Source organism: Phocaeicola massiliensis B84634 = Timone 84634 = DSM 17679 = JCM 13223, from assembly GCF_000382445.1.
GTDB lineage: Bacteria > Bacteroidota > Bacteroidia > Bacteroidales > Bacteroidaceae > Phocaeicola > Phocaeicola massiliensis.
Map to the genome: position 1 here is coordinate 1,553,766 of NZ_KB905472.1, position 18,955 is coordinate 1,572,720.

Consider the following 18,955-nt stretch of genomic DNA (forward strand, 5'->3'; position numbering starts at 1 on the left):
TTTGTGAACAGAAGCACAAATGCTGCTGCGGAAGCTTTTAATGCAAAAATTAAAGCATTTAGGGCTTCATTTCGTGGAGTAGTAGATAAGAGGTTTTTTCTGTATAGATTAGCAAAGGTGTATGCATAAAGGGAAATTAACAAATGTTAATCCCCCAAGAATTACAACTGAGCCAATAATCTTCCGTTCAAAAGACCTTGGCCGACCCCGGGGAACGGCTTATTCTTCCCTTTGTTTGTGATATGATATTTAAATCCCCAAGAATAATAAGTGACCCATTTGCAAGTCATCACCACATAAAATTTCCCTCTTTGGACCTTAATTCATCACAGGCAAGACCAAAGAGGGAAATTATTATGTGTAAATCTATAAGATTTTCAACGTTCAATTTCTATATAGACAGTATCTATCGTGCTTTTCTTTATCAGCATTTGATTTTCAATTCATCCAATATAGCACGCATCTTCTCAAAAGTAGTGATTCGAGTAGGAACCAAAGGCAGACGAAGCTTATTCTCAATCAACCCCATAACATTCAGCATAGCTTTCACTCCGGCAGGATTGCCATCCACAAACAGCAAGCTGAACAATTCTGTAAATTTATGATGGATAGTCAATGCATTTGCAAAATCTCCCTGAAGAGCCAATCGTGTCATACGACTAAATTCACGCGGAAAAGCATTGCCGATTACAGAAATAACTCCTACTGCTCCTAATGTAATCAAAGGAAAAGTTATTCCGTCATCACCCGAAATCACATCAAAATTAGCCGGCTTGTTCTTGATGATGTCATCCATTTGAGTAATATTTCCAGAAGCCTCCTTAATAGCAATGATATTATTAAAATCGCGTGCCAAACGTAAAGTTGTTTCGGCCGTCATATTTACACCGGTACGTCCGGGAACATTATAAAGCACTACCGGAAGGTCGGTAGCTTCAGCAATCGCCTTATAGTGCTGATAGATACCTTCCTGAGAGGGTTTATTATAATATGGTACAGCTACAAGAACAGCGTCTACACCGGTGAAATCATCATTTTTCAGCGATTCGACAACAGTGCGGGTGCAGTTGCTACTGATTCCCAATAAAATGGGAATTCGTCCGTTCACTCTTTCTACCACCAAATGTTTTATCTTATCCTTTTCTTCTTTAGTCAAAGTCGGGGTTTCGGCGGTAGTTCCCAACACACACAAAAAGTCTGTTCCGTTCTGTAGCTGGTAATCTACCAAACGGAGTAACGCTTCATAATCAACGCTATCATCTTCTTTGAAAGGAGTAATCAGTGCCACTCCCATTCCTTTTAATCTTGTTTGTATCATAAATAAATAATAAACTCTTATTCAATAGCTCACAAAAGTACGAATATTTTCTTTTTTAGCGATAAAAATCATATAATTTTTAAATTATACATACTAAAAAGTCACTTAATCATCTCTAGAAACTCTTCTTCGCTCACCATGGCAATACCTAACTTCTGCGCTTTTTCCAATTTACTGGGACCCATGTTATCTCCGGCTAAAATAAAACTGGTTTTCGAGGAAATGCTTCCTACGTTCTTTCCACCATGTTTTTCGATGAATGCTTTATATTCGTCACGCGAATGATAGGTAAATACCCCGCTGATAACAATCGATTTTCCCGCCAACTTCTCAGTACGGTCAGCAGTATCTTGTTCATCAGCCTCCATTGTCACCCCGGCAACTCGAAGACGCTCAACGATATCCCGATTTTTGGCATCTGCAAAGTACAAAATAATACTTTGAGCTATCTTTTCACCGATTTCATCGACATGGATCAAATCGTCGAGGCCGGCATGTATTAAAGCATCGATAGATTTAAACGCTTTGACCAAAGTTTTTGCTGTGGTTTCACCCACAAAACGGATGCCCAGCGCAAAAAGAACTCTTTCAAACGGCACATTCTTTGATTGCTCGATACCTGAGATAATATTCTCGGCCGACTTTTCTCCCATGCGTTCCAAATTAATAATATCAGATGCTTTCAGTTTGTACAAATCAGCTATATCGTGAATAAGTCCTTCTTGATAAAACTGGTCTACGGTCTCAGGACCGAGACCTTCGATATTCATCGCCCGGCGACTGATAAAATGTTCTATTTTTCCTTTTATCTGGGGAGGACAGGCCGTGTCATTGGTACAATAATAAGCAGCTTCACCTTTATAACGTACCAATTTGCTTCCACACTCAGGGCAGTCAGTAATGAATCTCACTTTATCGCCAATCATTATACGGGCATCTTTGTCTACACCAACAATCTTCGGAATAATTTCACCGCCTTTCTCTACATATACCATATCGCCAATGTGAAGATCGAGTCCTTCAATAATATCTGCATTATGGAGAGAGGCGCGTTTTACCACTGTTCCCGCCAGTTGCACAGGGTCAAGATTGGCAACCGGAGTAACGGCTCCCGTACGCCCTACTTGATAAGTCACTTTGTTCAAGCGGGTACATGCCCGTTCTGCCTGAAACTTATAGGCAATAGCCCAACGGGGAGACTTGGCTGTATAACCAAGATTACGCTGTTGACGCAGAGAATTGACTTTCAGTACAATACCATCCGTAGCAACCGGAAGATTTTTACGCTCGGTATCCCAATATCTGATAAACTCAAATACCTCTTCCAATGTTTTACACTTGCGTGTAACATCAGATATCTTAAAGCCCCATTTTTCTACTTCTTTCAAATTTTCGTAATGGCCGTCATAAGGCAAGTTTTCACCTAATAAATAATATAGGTAAGCATCCAACTTGCGAGAAGCCACGATAGCAGAGTTCTGCAGTTTCAGCGTTCCCGAAGCAGCATTGCGCGGATTGGCAAAAAGCGGTTCCTCGCGAGCTTCGCGCTCACGATTCAGTTCTTCAAACACTTCCCAAGGCATCAGAATTTCTCCACGAATTTCAAATTCGGACGGATAACCTTCACCATGCAAAACAAGCGGAATACTACGGATGGTTTTCACATTATCCGTCACATCGTCTCCTTGCACACCGTCACCGCGAGTAACGGCACGACTCAATTTCCCATTCTCATAAGTAAGGGAAATGGAAGTTCCGTCATATTTCATCTCACAGCAAATTTCAAACTCTTCATTCAAAGATTTCTTCACACGGTCATAAAAATCCGAAACTTCCGATTCCGAATAAGTATTGGCAAGCGAAAGCATAGGATATTTGTGTACCACTTGAGTAAAGTTCTTATTAATATCACTCCCCACACGCATGGTAGGCGAATTTTCATCCCGATGTTCGGGATGCTTTGCTTCTAAGTCTTGCAGCTCACGCATCAGAAAGTCAAATTCCTGATCGCTGATTTCGGGAGCATTCAGCACATAATAATTATAGTTATGGCGATGAAGTTCCTCGCGCAATTGATCTATTCTTTCTATTTCAGTCATACTATAAAAGATAGTTTCCTGCAAAAATAGCTATTTTTTGAATGAAAAACACCGTTAGGCAGAGAGGATTTTAGTACTTTTGCAAAAAATATATAGAAAATGAGAATAGATATCATAACTGTATTGCCCGAGATGCTGGAAGGTTTCTTCAACTGCTCCATTATGAGCCGGGCACAAAAGAAAGGAATCGCAGAAATTCATATACATAATTTGCGTGATTATGCTTTCGACCGTTATCGCAAAGTAGACGATTATCCCTTTGGAGGATTTGCCGGTATGGTGATGAAAATTGAGCCGATAGACCGATGTATTTCCGCCCTGAAAGCAGAGCGTGAATACGATGAAGTAATTTTTACAAGTCCCGATGGAGAACAATTCAATCAACCAATGGCAAACTCTCTCTCGCTTGCCAAAAACTTAATCATTCTATGCGGGCATTTTAAGGGAATAGACTACCGAATCCGTGAACATTTCATTACGAAAGAAATTAGCATTGGTGACTATGTTTTGACAGGAGGTGAACTTGCAGCGGCTGTTATTGCCGATGCGGTAGTTCGTATTATCCCCGGAGTAATTTCTGATGAGCAATCTGCTTTGTCTGATTCTTTCCAAGATAATTTATTAGCTGCTCCTGTCTATACACGCCCGGCCGAGTACAATGGATGGGCTGTTCCTGATATACTCTTATCGGGGCACGAGGCAAAAATAAAAGAATGGGAACTTCAGCAGTCTTTAGAGCGAACTCAACGTTTAAGACCGGATTTGCTAAAATAAAAAATAAATATAAAAAGCAAGGAGGTGCAGACGGTATCCATTACCCTCTGCACCTCCTTGCTTTTAGGAACACACCTACTTAAAGTTCTACTTCAGCTCTTCAAGTTCATCAAAGTATAGATGTAGTCTTCCCACCCGCAATAAAGCTTTTTCTGCATATTCTAAACCTTCATTTTTATAAAAACGAACCATTTCATCGGGAAAAAACATTTAAAGTTATCATTTGATACCCTTGCATAAAGTTGCAGGTGCAACTTATTTAGAAGCCAAAGTTCATCGGGCAACAAGAACAAAAAGCCCCGCAAGGATAAAGAGTAATACCTCAAAACATCCTTGCGGGGTCAACTTATATAAAGGTAAAACTATTACACTTCTAATGCACCTATGATATCTTTTACAGATGTATACCCATGACGCTCTAAATAGTCATTAATACCTTCTGATACTTTGACAGTAACAGCAGGGTCTATAAAGTTTGCCGTACCAATCTGTATGGCGGTAGCACCTGCAAGCATAAACTCTACCGCATCTTTCCAATCCATGATGCCACCTAATCCTATGACAGGAATATTTACCGCTTTAGCTACTTGCCAAACCATACGCAGAGCAATCGGTTTTACTGCCGCGCCACTCATGCCGCCCGTAATGGTCGAAAGAACAGGACGACGTTTCTCTGCGTCGATTGCCATACCCAACAATGTATTTATCAAAGAGACACTATCGGCACCCGATGCTTCGGCAGCCCGTGCAATCTCAGTGATATCTGTCACGTTAGGCGATAACTTTACAATCAACGTTTTTTTATACACCTCACGAACAGCTTTCACCACCTTCGAACAGCCTTTGGCAGAAACACCGAAAGCCATACCTCCCTGCTTTACATTAGGACAGGAAATGTTCAATTCGATGGCCGGAATCTTATCAAGCTCATTGATAATTTCTGCTGTCTTGGCATAGTCTTCTACAGCCGAACCTGAGACGTTTACAATCATATTGGTATTGATATCCTTTATCTGTGGATATATGTGCTCCACAAAGTAATTTACGCCCTTATTTTGTAATCCTACAGCATTGAGCATTCCCATGGGGGTTTCTGCCATACGCGGATAAGGATTTCCTTCACGATGGTGAAGAGTAGTACCCTTTACAATGATACCGCCAATCTTTTCTAAATCTACAAAGTCCTCAAACTCTTTTCCGTAGCCAAATGTACCTGATGCCGTCATAACAGGATTGGACATCATCAAACTGCCAATATTTACGCTTAAATCTGCCATAATAGTTTCTTTATATTAAATACAGGACCATCTTTACAAACACACAGGTGACCTTCGTCCGTGTTTTCCACACAACATAAACATGCACCCACGCCACACGCCATCATGTTCTCCAATGACACCTCGCATTCGATACCATTGGCTTTGGCATATTTGGCAACTGATACCATCATAGGCTTCGGACCACAAGTATATATCATGTTAAAGCTATTGTTGTTCAACAGACTATGTCCGGTCACATAACCTTGTTCACCCATACTGCCGTCTTCAGTGGTGGTATAAACCTCACCCAGCTTCTCAAATTCTTTTAATTGCAACAGATCCTTAGAGGAACGTGCACCCAACAGAAAGGTTGGCTTACAGCCGGCCTTTGCAAGTTCTACCCCTAACATAAGCATAGGAGCAGTACCTACACCACCACCCACCAGCAAAGGCTTGAATGCCGTAACATCCTTGGGTATAGTAAATCCGTTGCCTAAAGGCATTACTACATTAACGATGTCACCCTGCTTTACAGTTGCCAATTTACGTGTACCGTCACCAACCAACTGTACCAGGAACCATACTTCGTTTGTTTTCTTATCCACATAGTTAATGGAAATCGGACGGCGCAGAAAAGTAGTATTAGAGCCGTCAATCCGTATCTCAGCAAACTGACCCGGCAACATTTCGGGTAACGGGTTAGCCTGAGTCATTTTAATCAGAACATAATTGGCATGCAATTTAATGTTCTGTGTAACCACAAGGTCTAAAATATATTTTTTCATGAAATAAAATTGGGTAAATTCGTTTTTCAATGCAAAGATACACGAATTTACCCAATTAGTTATCTGTGGGAGGGCATTTTAGTAAAATGCAAGCTATTTTTCCGGGCGAAAGGTTTCATAAGTACCATTATCGAAGAAAATTCTTATTTCAGTGATTTTTCTGGCAGGTTTTTCTATGTACTTAATCTCCTCACGCACAATCTCTTTAGGGGGAATAGTAGAGGCTTTAACCTCAATTTCCTTGCGATATTCTGGCACATTCGTCCCATTGGACGCAAATAATGAATTCTCGTCAAACAATGGTCCGGGAAAACTACCATTATTATCCGAGTCCACATCGGTCTCCATTTCTCCTTCACCATAGAGAAGCCAATCCAAACTAATGTAATCACAAGCCTTGTGTATTTTCATGACTACCTCCAGGCTCGGATTATTCCTACCACTCAGGATATGAGAGAGAGAAGAAGGCGAAATTCCTATCTTATCTGCAAATTGCGCAGCAGTCATACCTTCTTTTTGGACGATTTGAGCTATTCTTTCCTTCATTTACAAAAGTAATAAGTCAGATTATATAGATACAAAAGTAATTCTTATAATTCGGATTTGCAAATTTACAATATATAAATGTATAGTTTATACTTGTATTTATTAAATTTACATATTTAAATAACGCTGTGTTTACAAGCGTAAACCGCCCTAAAATAGCGATAATCTTAACTTTAATTATATAGGTATAAAACACTCATTATATGAGTATTATAAATTAGATATACACGCAATATACAAATGAAAATATCGAAAAAAGCAACCTTTTTACATATTCTTTATTAACTGCTTTATGAACAGGTAATAATTTATTGGTTTTCAGCAAAATATCAGCTAACATATAAGCTTAAATAAATATACATACACATTTATAACCTTGTGCTTTACAAGAGAACATATCTCCATTTACAACTATAAAATATCAGTTTGTAAATATGGTAATTTACAAAGTTATCTATATCTACTGCTGTTTACAATCATATATTTACTGTTGAAAATATAAAAATTCGCCAATCATGAATTTTACCTCCTGAAGAAGAGAGGCACACCTCTTCATCTGATTCCGCAAGCCCTCGTACCAACAGACATTTTACCTACACATATATACGCATAGGGTTACACGTGCATATGCATAATATGTATATTGATCAGGTTCTGTAATATCTGTATCAGGATTTAATTAGTTTGTCTCCCTCTCTTGACAAACGCTTTTTATGTGATATAATTTGCAACTCGCCAAACTTAAAAATAGAGAAATACTTTCATTTTCACGAACAAGCACCCGCTTCTCAGCAAATACACGATTCTCAAGAAGCAAAATTCCATATAACTACCTAATTATAAATAAGATAAACTTAATTTTCAGTATCAACAAAAAGAACAATCTAGAAATTTGTAAGAGAAGATACCTATCAGGATAACCCCAATAAGCACAAAGAAGAAACAAGATAATAAATATGTAAAATAATATCAATATGCGACAAAGGCAGTTAGCAAGAAAAGAAATACTATAAAGAAGTCCCGATGCTCTCCCATCACAAAGAACATCGGGACTTCTTTTCTTCCACCGACAACTCTACCTAATGAAGAATTTTATAAACAAGTTCCCGGAGTAACTCCCCATCTCCCAAAGAAGAATTTCCCACCCCTTTCGACTTGGCATCGCAGTAACGAATTTCACCAATTATCTGCATCACCTTTACTCCGCTATATTTCCTCATAGCAGCCAGATAGTCCTTAGATTGCCAAGGAGATTTCAGTCCCAACTGAGCAGCAATACCTTGTTCCGACTTCTCGGGAGCATAATATGCCAGCATTAAATTAGAGAAGAAATTAAATAACACAGACAATGTCATCTGCAGAGGATTAGTCTTAGGATTCTCCTCAAAATATTTTATTATCTGATTTGCTTTAAATACATCCTTTATAATCAGAGCATTTCTAAGCTCATAGTTATTATAATCCTTGCTTATGCCTATATTCTGCTCTATTTGCTCCGGTGTGATTCGTTTTTGCCCTTTAGGAAGAGTAATAATAAGTTTTTCCAATTCTCCTGCCATTCTACTCAAATCCGTACCGACAAACTCAGCCATCATTTCGGATGCTTTCGGCTCAATCTCGATAGATTTACGCTTTAAATAAGAAGTGATAAAGCCAGCCAATTGAGCATCCTTTATCTTCTTTGATTCAAAAAGCACACCCACTTTCTCTATCTCAGCTGCCAATTTTTTTCTTCTGTCCAGAACACCATGCTTATGACACAGCACCAAAATGGTAGATTCCAAAGGCTTCTGCAAATAATAAGACAGCTCATCTATATTTTTGACACCTTGTGCTTCCTTTACTATGACAACCTGATATTTAGACATCATAGGATAACGCTTGGCGGCATTGATAATGGTAGCTATGTCCGTATCAGCACCATATAGAATCGTTTGGTTAAATTCCTTTTCATTTTCATTTAACACTGTTTGGGCAATATACTCAGAGATTCTGTCTATATAATAAGACTCTTCTCCCATAAGATAATACACCGGCTTATAAATACGATTTTTCAAGTCACGGGCTATTTCTTCGTAAGTGGTTTCTTTTGCCATAATAAGTAAAATTACCAGTCAAATTTCAAGTGTTTAACCGTCTTCTTTTCATCAATGATCATACGCATGGAAGCAATGCCAATCTCTACATGCTCCTTCACAAACTGTTGCGTTACAATGTTGTCGCTCTTGTCGGTTTTCACCCCTTCCGGAATCATCGGTTGATCTGATACTAAAAGTAATGCGCCGGTAGGAATATGATTATAAAAGCCGGTAGTAAACAAAGTAGCCGTCTCCATATCCACACACATGGCACGAGTCTTAAGAAGATACTTTTTAAACTCTTCATCATGCTCCCAAATGCGACGATTAGTAGTATATACAGTCCCCGTCCAATAGTCACGAGCATGGTCGCGAATAGCAGACGAAACAGCACGTTGCAACATAAATGCCGGCAATGCAGGAACTTCAGGCGGATAATAGTCATTAGAAGTTCCTTCTCCACGGATGGCAGCTATTGGCAGAATCAGATCTCCCAACTTATTTTTTTTATCTATCCCTCCACACTTTCCAAGAAAAAGGCATGCTTTAGGCTGAATTGCCCCTAGCAAATCCATGATAATAGCCGCATTAGGGCTACCCATTCCAAAATTAATGATAGTCATCCCCTCCGCACTGGCAGATATCATATTGGCATCACGCCCCAACACCGGAACACCGAATTTCTCGGCAAACAACTCCACATATTTATTGAAATTGGTCAGAAGTATATACTCTCCGAAATCTTCCAGGCTTCTTTTTGTGTAGCGAGGAAGCCAGTTTGCTACAATTTCCTCTTTTGTTTTCATAATCTTTTGTATTTTTGTACCGGTTATACCGAATTATACTTATTGCAAATTTACTAAATGTTATCATTAAACTTACCATCCTACGAAGCTAAAATAGTACAGCGCAACGGAAAAAATGTTATTTTCGATACGCTCCGAAAAAGATATGTCGCCCTTACCCCGGAAGAATGGGTAAGACAACATTTTGTTCATTTTCTGACGGATTATAAAGGTTATCCTAAAGGACTTCTTGCCAATGAGATACAATTAAACTTGAACGGAACAAAGAAGCGTTGCGACACTGTCCTTTACGATAAGAATTTGAGTGCAAAGTTGATAGTGGAGTACAAAGCCCCCCATGTAGAAATAACACAAGCGGTATTCGACCAGATAACACGCTATAACATGGTATTGAAAGTGAAATATCTCATTGTGAGTAACGGTCTGAGTCACTATTGCTGCCAAATCGACTATAACACGCAAAGTTACGTCTTCTTGCCCGAAATTCCATCTTACTCCCAACTGTAGCCGGGGGAAGATCGATATATAAAATACGGATTGCATAAAACATTACCGCCACATCAGTGACAGTAAGTTCTATGCAATCCGTTCGATATAAATAATAAATAACTTATTTCTTGACAGACTCTAAATGCTGTTCCGATACTACACCGGCCAATTCAGGGTCAATCATGATACGACCACAATATTCGCAAACGATAATTTTCTTACGCATACGAATATCCAATTGCTTCTGAGGCGGAATCTTGTTAAAACAACCGCCACATGCATCGCGTTGTACATAAACAATACCCAAACCATTACGAGAGTTCTTACGGATACGTTTAAACGCCTGCAATAAACGAGGTTCTATAGTAGTTTCCAACACTTTAGCCTTTTCACGAAGCTTTTCTTCCTCCTGTTTTGTTTCAGAAACAATTTCTTCCAGTTCAGCCTTTTTCGCATCCAAGTCTTTCTTTCTTTCTTCCAAAGCTTCATTGCTTTGTGCGATTTCCTCATTCTTGGCCTTTTCGGTAGCTGTATATTCTTTAATACGCTTTTCGCAGAGTTCAATTTCCAATGACTGGAATTCAATTTCTTTTGTCAGCACATCATATTCACGATTATTGCGTACATTGTCTTGCTGAGATTTATATTTCTCTACAGAATTCTTAGCCGCTTCAATCTCAATCTTCTTTGTGGCAATATTTGATCTCAGCTCTTCTATTTCAGCTTTAATCTTTTCGATACGGGTACTCAAACCTGCTACTTCATCTTCAAGGTCTTGTACTTCAAGAGGAAGTTCACCTCTCAGCGTCTTAATCTTATCGATTTCGGACACCATGGTCTGTAACTGGTATAAAGCTTTCAATTTCTCTTCTACCGTCAATTCACTCGGGTCTTTCTTTGCTTCTCTAGCCATAGTTTTTCTTACAAATATTTAATGGGATTGGTGTTTACCCGCGTCATCTGGACTTCCAGTGCCGGAAACATTTCCCGTATGATTGAATAAAATATTTCTTTTGTATATTGTTCACTCTCATAATGTCCTATTTCAGCTATCAAAATATCATTCTCATAATTAAAATAGTCATGATACTTCACTTCACCGGTAATAAAAACATCTGCTTTACCAACCGCACGAGGCAACAAAAACGCACCTGCACCACCACACAAAGCCACAGTCTGAATCAAACGTCCTGATAAACGGGTATGCTTCACACACCCCACTTCAAAAGTTTTCTTGATGTTTTTCAGAAACTCCAACTCTGTTTCAGGCTTCTTCAACTCTCCTATAACTCCGGCTCCTACCTGAGCCCAATCGTTTTTCAACGGATAGAAATCAAACGCAGGTTCCTCATAAGGATGAGCACCCAGCAAAGCTTTTACAACAGTCGCCTTTTTGAAATCAGGCAGAATTGTTTCGATGCGTATTTCGGACTCTTTATGCAATTCGCCTACCTCTCCACAAAATGGACTTGCCCCCTTCAAAGCACGGAACATCCCCTCACCTTCCACATTATAACTGCATGAATCATAATTACCTATGCATCCACATCCTGCCTCCGCCAATGCATTTCTTACCTCATCAGCTTGTGCGCGAGGAACAAAAGTAACCAATTTCAGCAGACATTCCTGTTTCGGCTCAAGTATACGAATATTCTCCAAACCGATTTTCTCCGCAATTTTGAAGTTCACCCCACCCGGCGCATTATCCAAATTGGTATGAGCCGAATAAATAGCAATATCGTTCCTGATAGCTTTCAGGATACAACGTTCCACATAATCTCGCCCCGTAATAGATTTATATCCTTTGAAAATAAGCGGATGATGTGACACAATAAGATTGTATCCTAACGTGACCGCTTCATCTACAACGGCTTCAGTAACGTCTAAACACAACAAAGCCCCTGTTGCTTCCGCTTCTGTCAGTCCGATTTGCAGTCCGGCATTATCAAAACCGTCTTGCAAAGGCAGAGGCGCGAACCTTTCAAGGGCACCTATTACTTCTTTAATTTTCATTTCTTCGAGAAAATTTGAATGCAAAGATACATTTTTTCTTGATGAAACGAAAATAATCAGAAAGATTTTCTACTTTTATATCTTGTAGACTACTATGAAGGTTATTTCCTACATAAAGTAACTCCACCAAAAAGGCAACAGTAATAATAGAAATCTTCAAAACAAGTTTAATAGGACAATAAAGCCAATAAGGTGTACAAGATTATTTTCTTTGTTTGATAAACTTATTCTTTAGAGCATAACGTTCATCTACAACGCAATTGGTAGGAAAAAAGGTGAGATAAAGACGCCACTCCCCTTCCTGAAAAGTAAATTTCCGCCCTGTAATCCCTTGCTGTATTTGTGTTATCTTCCCTTTGATAAACACTTCCAGTCCATCCAGTTCCGAACTTCCTTCACACATGATATCTGCGGTAATAAAAAAACCGGGAGTCTCCATTTCAGCTATTCTACGCCATATTTGTTCTTTGTCTGTCATTAAGATGATATTTGTCAAATACTCTATTTACGTTTTCCCTCTTTATGCACTTGCAACAGGCGACCATAAGAATCAAAAGATTTTCGGGAAGCCAGCATAATGGTAATCATCAATGAGAGCATGGAAGAAGCAACAGTTATCACTACTATCATTATCTGATATTTAATTGCTACATGAGGCGAACTGCCACCTAATATCTGTCCAATCATAGTCCCGGGAAGTGCCACTAACCCCGTTACAGCCATGTTAGCTATACCGGGACTGAAGGCTTTTATTAAAGCCTGACGAATAAAAGGAGCAGTGGCCTCGCTACGAGTGGCACCGTTACCCAACAAGTAATAATAAAGTTGTTGCTCACGCTTCAAACCGGCATAGTAAGTATTGAGACCAATCACATTCACTCCCAACATATTACCCATGATAATACCAAATATCGGGATGAAATATTGAGCACTGAAAATGTTATCTAGTCTAAGCACGAAGCCTAGGAAATAAAGTCCTACCAACACCACTGTCACCAGAAAACCCACGGAAACGGGAATCATTAAAATATGACGCTTCAAACGAGTACGGGTAACAGCTGTTTCAGCTGCAACGCCCACCATAATAATTACCCATAAGAAATTAATAAAAGGATTATTCCACTCAAACAGAAAGCGGAGATAGACACCGATAAAAAACAACTGAATGATCATTCGTACGGCACCAATTAGAATAGGTTTCAGTAATCCCGTTTTGAAACGCCACAAGAAGTAAACAGGTATCAGTAAAAGCAGTAATCCTACTCCCAAACTGGTGTAATCTATATCTATCGTTCCCATCCGTACACGTTTTATAAATTAAATATATGGTTGCAACCGGCAGCAAACTGCTTGTCGTGAGAAACTGCCAGAACAGTCATACCCTTACCGCACAGACTTCTAAAAAAATCTATCACGCGGTCGCAAGAGCTGGGATCAAGCGCCGAAGTAGGTTCATCCACTATCAATATCGATTTATTGAGTACCTCGGTAACCGCCAGCATAATCCGTTGTCTCTGTCCACCCGACACCTCGTGCACACGCTTGTGATAAAGCTCTTCTTCCAAACCCAACAAGGCAAAATTATCCAACAAGCGTTCCATGCTAAAGCCTGTTTCCCGATTGGCTTTCAACTCAAAAGGCATACGCACCATATCACTTACCCATTCAGACGGCAAGGCAAGCTCTTGTGGAATCCATGCTATTTTCCGACGGACAAAATCGGCATTTCGAGGGGTCATCTCTACCCCATCTACTTTGATAACTCCTTCACTTATAGGCACAAATCCTAAGACAGCCTTCAATAACGAAGTCTTTCCACTACCCGAGTCACCGCAAACACAAACACTCTCACCCCGATTTACATGCAAGTTGAGATGCCTGAAAAGTAACAAGTCACCAAAGTTGATAGATATATTTTTTATTTCAATCATTTCTCAAAGAATAAAGGTCGGGAGCATTCACTGCTGCCGACCTTCCTTATTTTAAGACTAAAAAATCAATAAGCTCTAGCAAAGAGTACACGGCGAGCAGATGGTTTACCGGTTACCATACATTTGCCCGGAGTAAGGCTTTCTTCGTCTGCATCAAAAGGCAGACAACGGATAGTTGCCTTTGTCTCTTCTTTTATGCGGTCTTCCGTCTCAGGAGTTCCATCCCAATGAGCCAAAATAAACCCGCCTTTTTCTATTTGTTCTTTAAACTCATCGTATGAGTCTACCTTTACGATATGGCTGTTACGATAGTTCAATGCTTTCTGATAAATATTGTTCTGAATTTCTTCCAACAGATTCTGTACGTATTCTTCAATACCATCGCATGAACGGGTTTCTTTTTCCAAAGTATCGCGGCGCATTACTTCCATCGTATTGTTTTCGAGGTCGCGTCCCCCCATTACCAAACGAACGGGTACACCTTTAAGTTCGTAATCGGCAAATTTAAAGCCCGGACGCTTATTGTCGGCATTGTCATACTTCACAGAGATGCCCATGGCTTTCAGTTTCTTCACGATACCTTCTACCTTGGCATCAATCTTCTTCAGCATTTCATCATTCTTATAAATCGGAACGATAACTACCTGAATCGGAGCCAAATGCGGTGGTAATACCAAACCATTATCATCAGAGTGAGTCATAATCAACGCACCCATCAAACGGGTAGATACCCCCCATGAAGTAGCCCAAACATAATCCAGTTTATTGTTCTTATCAACAAACTGAACATTAAATGCTTTTGCAAAGTTCTGTCCCAAGAAGTGGGATGTACCGCATTGCAATGCTTTTCCATCCTGCATCAAACCTTCAATGGTATAAGTATCAAGTGCACCGGCAAAACGTTCGTTAGCCGATTTCACACCCTTGACAACCGGAACTGCCATATATTTTTCTGCAAAATCACCATAAACATGCAGCATCTTTTGTGCTTCCGCTTCTGCTTCTTCACGAGTTGCATGAGCCGTATGACCTTCCTGCCACAAAAATTCTGCCGTGCGGAGGAACAAACGGGTACGCATTTCCCAGCGCATTACATTTGCCCATTGATTACATAGAATGGGAAGGTCACGGTATGAATTAATCCAGTTCTTATATGTACTCCAAATAATAGTTTCCGAAGTAGGACGGATAATCAATTCTTCTTCCAACTTAGCAGCCGGGTCAACAATAACTCCTGAACCGTCTTCTGCATTCTTCAGACGATAGTGAGTCACTACTGCACATTCTTTGGCAAAGCCTTCTACGTGTTCGGCTTCACGGCTAAGGTAGGATTTAGGAATCAGCAACGGGAAATAGGCGTTAACGTGACCTGTTTCTTTAAACATATCGTCCAACTGACGCTGCATCTTTTCCCAAATGGCGTATCCGTAAGGCTTAATAACCATACATCCGCGCACAGGTGATTGTTCGGCTAGATCCGCCTTTACCACCAAATCATTATACCACTGAGAATAATTCTCGCTTCTTTTGGTAAGTTCTTTTAATTCTACTGCCATTGCTATATTGTTATTTTTACAATCCTTTTTAGAGTCTGCAAAAGTAGTAAAAAAGCATGGGAAAGTACCAATGATTTCCCAAAAATATTATTGATAACGGTAATACCACCAATAGGTATCGCCAAATTCGCGTCGCATACGGTTCTTCTGCTCTACCGGTGAAGTATATTCCTTTTGAAGTTTATCAAACTCTTGCAGGCGTTGTATCATCAGCGTATCATTTAGAACACGCGGATAAGCGGGGTGTGATTGCTTGTAAAGCATAATCGCCTCGCGGTAATAACGGGGTAATGTATCTTGCTCAAAAAAGCTGTCTTCCACGACAGAAGCAAATTTATCAAGCTTCTTATCAAGTAGCAGAGCACTCAGATAGTAGTCCAAAGCGGTATGTTTCCCTACTTCATCCCGACAAATACGGGCAAGGAAATCGGTCGTACTTTCTGCCGTATAAGGTTTAGCTCCCAGATAATTGTACAAACTGTCTGCATCCAATCGCAAGGTGCCCTGCGAAGACGAAGAAAACAGCAAACCATCCGAACCGTAGTATTGAGGATACTCAAACAAGTGCTCGCCCATCGTTCCCTCACGCGACAAGGCATATGCCCGAAGCACGGTAAGCGTACGGCTTGGGTCCAAAGATTCGTATCCCACTTTGCGTGCAGCTTTATAATCTTTCTCTCGGATGGCATTCTCTATAGCCAACTCATGATGAAAGTTAATATCCGAATTGCCGATACACGCCGTCATCAGACACAGTATCAGCAAAATAGCTAAATTAGAGTTGATCAGCCCAATTACAGAACTTTCATGATCCAGCCAATGACGAAATATTCGCCGAAGCACAAACACAACTCCGACATACATAATAAGTAAAAGAGGTAACAGCCATAACCATTTATCCGCAAAGTTTCCACCATGATAAAGAGAACGGTTCACATCCGTCAGCACTCCCAACAATAGACAGGAAGGGAAATATGAAAGTGACCTTACCGAACCTTTCAACCCCAACAAGCCATTTATCCCCCATCTGAATATTAATAAGACAAGTGTAATGATAATGGCTCCCGCCAAAGGCGAATAATGAGTCTTTCCCTGAGACAACGAATAGTGTAATGCCCCCAATACATCACCCTGAAACAGGTAAAGATAGATGAAACTGAAAGCAGAGAAAAGAAGACCGCACGCACCCGTGAGGATGCGAACGGCTCTTTTATAGGACAAATTGGTATTGCTACTCATATAAAATTATTCTTTCACTTTTTTCAAAACCACTGCTGAACGAGCCGGAATATACAGTTTCAACCATTCTTTTCCTTCTCTTTTATAAAGAGGATCAAAGTTGGTCAGATGTCGTATGCTATCGTCTGCCAAGCCAAAACCTCCAAATTCTTTTGCATCGGTATTGAGAACAACCTCGTATGCTCCGTAAGGAACCAAAAAACCATAGTCTGTAAACGACCGAGTCGGATTGAAATTGAAAACGAAGATATTATTCTTACGACGGTATGCCAATACCTGGTCACTGTCATTATGCCATACTTCAATCACCGGAGTATCCTGTATATTCTTCATCTCTCTGAGGGTATGTATCATAGCCGAATCAAAATCACCCAAATAATGGTAACACAGGTTTTTATTGTCTACCAAGTTCCATTGGCGACGTGCATATTTATGCGACCATCCATTACCTTCGCGCGGAAAATCAATCCATTCAGGATGGCCGAACTCATTACCCATAAAGTTCAGATAACCGCCGTTAATGGTAGATGCTGTTAATAAACGGATCATCTTATGCAGAGCAATACCGCGATGTACGTTATAATTCTCGTCTCCTTTCTGGAAATGCCAATACATATCAGCATCTATCAGGCGGAATATAATTGTCTTGTCTCCTACTAAAGCCTGATCATGACTTTCGGCATACGAAATGGTTTTCTCGTCCTTGCGGCGGTTGGTCACTTCCCAAAACATACTGCTCGGTTTCCAATCTTCGTCTATTTTTTCTTTGATTGTCTTAATCCAATAATCAGGAATATTCATAGCCATACGGTAGTCGAAACCATATCCTCCGTCTTGGTAAGGTGCAGCCAGCCCCGGCATGCCCGATACTTCTTCTGCAATAGTGATAGCTTTAGAATTCACCTGATGAATCAGCTTATTGGCCAATGTAAGGTAACAAATTGCATTATCGTCCTGATTGCCATTAAAATAATCACCATAATTACAGAATGCTTCACCTAAACCGTGGCTATAATACAGCATGGAAGTCACACCATCAAAACGGAAACCATCGAAATGAAACTCTTCCAGCCAATATTTACAGTTGGACAATAAGAAGTGTATCACTTCATTCTTACCATAATCAAAGCACAATGAATCCCATGCCGGATGCTCACGACGCACACCGGGATAAAAGTATTGATTCGGATCTCCGGCAAAGTTGCCCAATCCTTCTACTTCATTCTTAACTGCATGAGAATGAACTATATCCATAATAACGGCTATACCCATTCTGTGAGCAGTATCAATCAGTTCTTTCAATTCCTCGGGAGTACCAAAACGAGAAGACGGAGCAAAGAAACTGGATACATGATAGCCGAAACTTCCATAGTAAGGATGTTCCTGAATGGCCATAATCTGAATACAATTATAACCGTCGGCTGCCACTCTTGGTAATATCTTCTCACGGAACTCATTATAAGTACCTACTTTCTCTTCATTTTGGGCCATACCAATGTGACATTCATAAATCATCAATGGATCTATTTTGGCACGGAATACTTTTTTTCTGAATTTATAAGGTTTTTCCGGTGCCCAAACCTGAGCACTGAATATCTTTGTCTGTTCGTCCTGAACAACACGAGTTGCCCATGCAGGAATCCGCTCACCTTCACCACCGTTCCAACGGACTTTCAATTTATACAAATCACCATGCTTTACAGCATTAGGATTGAGTTCCACTTCCCACACTCCGGGAGAATTCTTCACGCGATACATCCGATAATCGCCATTCTCTTTCCAACCATTGAAATCTCCAATAATATAGATTTCTTTCGCATTCGGTGCCCATTCACGGAACACCCATCCTCTTTTAGTACGGTGCAGACCAAAATAAAGATAACCGGTTGCAAAGTCAGAAAGTGTTGATTTGCCGTTTGTCAGTTCAAGTTCTTTGTCGATTGCATGCTGATGACGTCCTTCAATGGCAGCCGAATAAGGCTCCAGCCATGGATCACTTTCAATAATTCCTAATTTGGGAGTTGTATTTTCCATAATATGATAATTAATACTGTTAGTCATT

The 18,955-nt window shown here is 40.1% G+C and carries 17 protein-coding genes and 1 pseudogene; 3 read left to right on the forward strand and 15 right to left on the reverse strand.

Annotation, left to right across the window (positions count from 1 at the left end):
• A pseudogene (locus tag HMPREF1534_RS21225) lies at nt 1–129 on the forward strand (ISAon1 family transposase); the annotation flags it as partial.
• Nucleotides 130–424: 295 nt separating this feature from the next.
• On the opposite strand, the gene dapA reads toward HMPREF1534_RS21225, so the two are convergent.
• Both dapA and ligA read right to left on the reverse strand, forming a co-directional pair.
• Nucleotides 425–1,318 carry a 4-hydroxy-tetrahydrodipicolinate synthase gene (gene dapA, locus HMPREF1534_RS12440; protein ID WP_018452758.1) on the reverse strand — a complete coding sequence of 298 codons (894 nt, stop codon included), beginning with the start codon at nt 1,316–1,318 and terminating at the stop codon, nt 425–427.
• A gap of 101 nt (nt 1,319–1,419) precedes the next feature.
• Nucleotides 1,420–3,417 carry an NAD-dependent DNA ligase LigA gene (gene ligA, locus HMPREF1534_RS12435; protein WP_005938754.1) on the reverse strand — a complete coding sequence of 666 codons (1,998 nt, stop codon included), beginning with the start codon at nt 3,415–3,417 and terminating at the stop codon, nt 1,420–1,422.
• A 99-nt stretch (nt 3,418–3,516) separates the two neighbouring features.
• Between ligA and trmD the strand changes: the two genes are divergently transcribed.
• On the forward strand, nt 3,517–4,191 hold the full coding sequence (gene trmD, locus HMPREF1534_RS12430) for a tRNA (guanosine(37)-N1)-methyltransferase TrmD (RefSeq protein WP_005938757.1): 675 nt from the start codon (nt 3,517–3,519) through the stop codon (nt 4,189–4,191).
• 365 nt (nt 4,192–4,556) lie between these two features.
• Here the strand turns inward: trmD and HMPREF1534_RS12425 are convergent, their stop codons facing one another.
• From HMPREF1534_RS12425 to HMPREF1534_RS12405, 5 genes are all read right to left on the reverse strand, one after another.
• Entirely contained in the window at nt 4,557–5,468 is a 912-nt protein-coding gene (locus HMPREF1534_RS12425) for a dihydroorotate dehydrogenase (protein WP_005938763.1), read from the reverse strand.
• Entirely contained in the window at nt 5,456–6,235 is a 780-nt protein-coding gene (locus HMPREF1534_RS12420; RefSeq protein ID WP_005938766.1) for a dihydroorotate dehydrogenase electron transfer subunit, read from the reverse strand. The genes HMPREF1534_RS12425 and HMPREF1534_RS12420 overlap by 13 nt, the downstream gene beginning before the upstream one ends.
• Nucleotides 6,236–6,328: 93 nt before the next feature.
• Nucleotides 6,329–6,742: a helix-turn-helix domain-containing protein gene (locus HMPREF1534_RS12415; protein ID WP_005938768.1), complete on the reverse strand. Its 414-nt coding sequence runs from the start codon at nt 6,740–6,742 to the stop codon at nt 6,329–6,331.
• 1,118 nt (nt 6,743–7,860) lie between these two features.
• Nucleotides 7,861–8,877, reverse strand: a complete 1,017-nt coding sequence (gene holA / locus HMPREF1534_RS12410) for a DNA polymerase III subunit delta (protein WP_005938770.1) — start codon at nt 8,875–8,877, stop codon at nt 7,861–7,863.
• 11 nt (nt 8,878–8,888) lie between these two features.
• Complete coding sequence (locus tag HMPREF1534_RS12405) at nt 8,889–9,665, reverse strand: AMP nucleosidase (protein WP_005938774.1); 777 nt, start codon at nt 9,663–9,665, stop codon at nt 8,889–8,891.
• A gap of 57 nt (nt 9,666–9,722) precedes the next feature.
• Between HMPREF1534_RS12405 and HMPREF1534_RS12400 the strand changes: the two genes are divergently transcribed.
• On the forward strand, nt 9,723–10,172 hold the full coding sequence (locus HMPREF1534_RS12400) for a type I restriction enzyme HsdR N-terminal domain-containing protein (RefSeq protein ID WP_005938778.1): 450 nt from the start codon (nt 9,723–9,725) through the stop codon (nt 10,170–10,172).
• A 103-nt stretch (nt 10,173–10,275) separates the two neighbouring features.
• Here HMPREF1534_RS12400 and HMPREF1534_RS12395 read toward each other — a convergent pair whose 3' ends face one another.
• The 8 genes from HMPREF1534_RS12395 to HMPREF1534_RS12360 all read right to left on the reverse strand — a co-directional run bounded on the left by HMPREF1534_RS12395 (nt 10,276) and on the right by HMPREF1534_RS12360 (nt 18,927).
• Nucleotides 10,276–11,067 (reverse strand): zinc ribbon domain-containing protein, encoded by a 792-nt coding sequence (locus HMPREF1534_RS12395; RefSeq protein ID WP_005938781.1) that lies wholly within the window; start codon nt 11,065–11,067, stop codon nt 10,276–10,278.
• A gap of 8 nt (nt 11,068–11,075) precedes the next feature.
• Nucleotides 11,076–12,167, reverse strand: a complete 1,092-nt coding sequence (locus HMPREF1534_RS12390) for a Nif3-like dinuclear metal center hexameric protein (RefSeq protein ID WP_018452756.1) — start codon at nt 12,165–12,167, stop codon at nt 11,076–11,078.
• 202 nt (nt 12,168–12,369) lie between these two features.
• Nucleotides 12,370–12,645, reverse strand: a complete 276-nt coding sequence (locus HMPREF1534_RS12385) for a hypothetical protein (protein WP_005938787.1) — start codon at nt 12,643–12,645, stop codon at nt 12,370–12,372.
• Between the two features lie 23 nt (nt 12,646–12,668).
• The gene (locus tag HMPREF1534_RS12380; protein ID WP_005938790.1) at nt 12,669–13,466 is read right to left on the reverse strand and encodes an ABC transporter permease; all 798 of its coding nucleotides are present in this window, start codon (nt 13,464–13,466) and stop codon (nt 12,669–12,671) included.
• Nucleotides 13,467–13,477: 11 nt separating this feature from the next.
• Nucleotides 13,478–14,098 carry an ABC transporter ATP-binding protein gene (locus tag HMPREF1534_RS12375; RefSeq protein ID WP_005938792.1) on the reverse strand — a complete coding sequence of 207 codons (621 nt, stop codon included), beginning with the start codon at nt 14,096–14,098 and terminating at the stop codon, nt 13,478–13,480.
• 65 nt (nt 14,099–14,163) lie between these two features.
• Nucleotides 14,164–15,654 carry a proline--tRNA ligase gene (gene proS / locus HMPREF1534_RS12370; protein WP_005938794.1) on the reverse strand — a complete coding sequence of 497 codons (1,491 nt, stop codon included), beginning with the start codon at nt 15,652–15,654 and terminating at the stop codon, nt 14,164–14,166.
• Nucleotides 15,655–15,741: 87 nt separating this feature from the next.
• The gene (locus tag HMPREF1534_RS12365; protein ID WP_005938796.1) at nt 15,742–16,893 is read right to left on the reverse strand and encodes a DUF6057 family protein; all 1,152 of its coding nucleotides are present in this window, start codon (nt 16,891–16,893) and stop codon (nt 15,742–15,744) included.
• A 6-nt stretch (nt 16,894–16,899) separates the two neighbouring features.
• Nucleotides 16,900–18,927, reverse strand: coding sequence for an alpha amylase C-terminal domain-containing protein (locus HMPREF1534_RS12360; RefSeq protein ID WP_018452755.1), 2,028 nt, complete (start codon nt 18,925–18,927; stop codon nt 16,900–16,902).
• Nucleotides 18,928–18,955 lie beyond the last annotated feature (28 nt).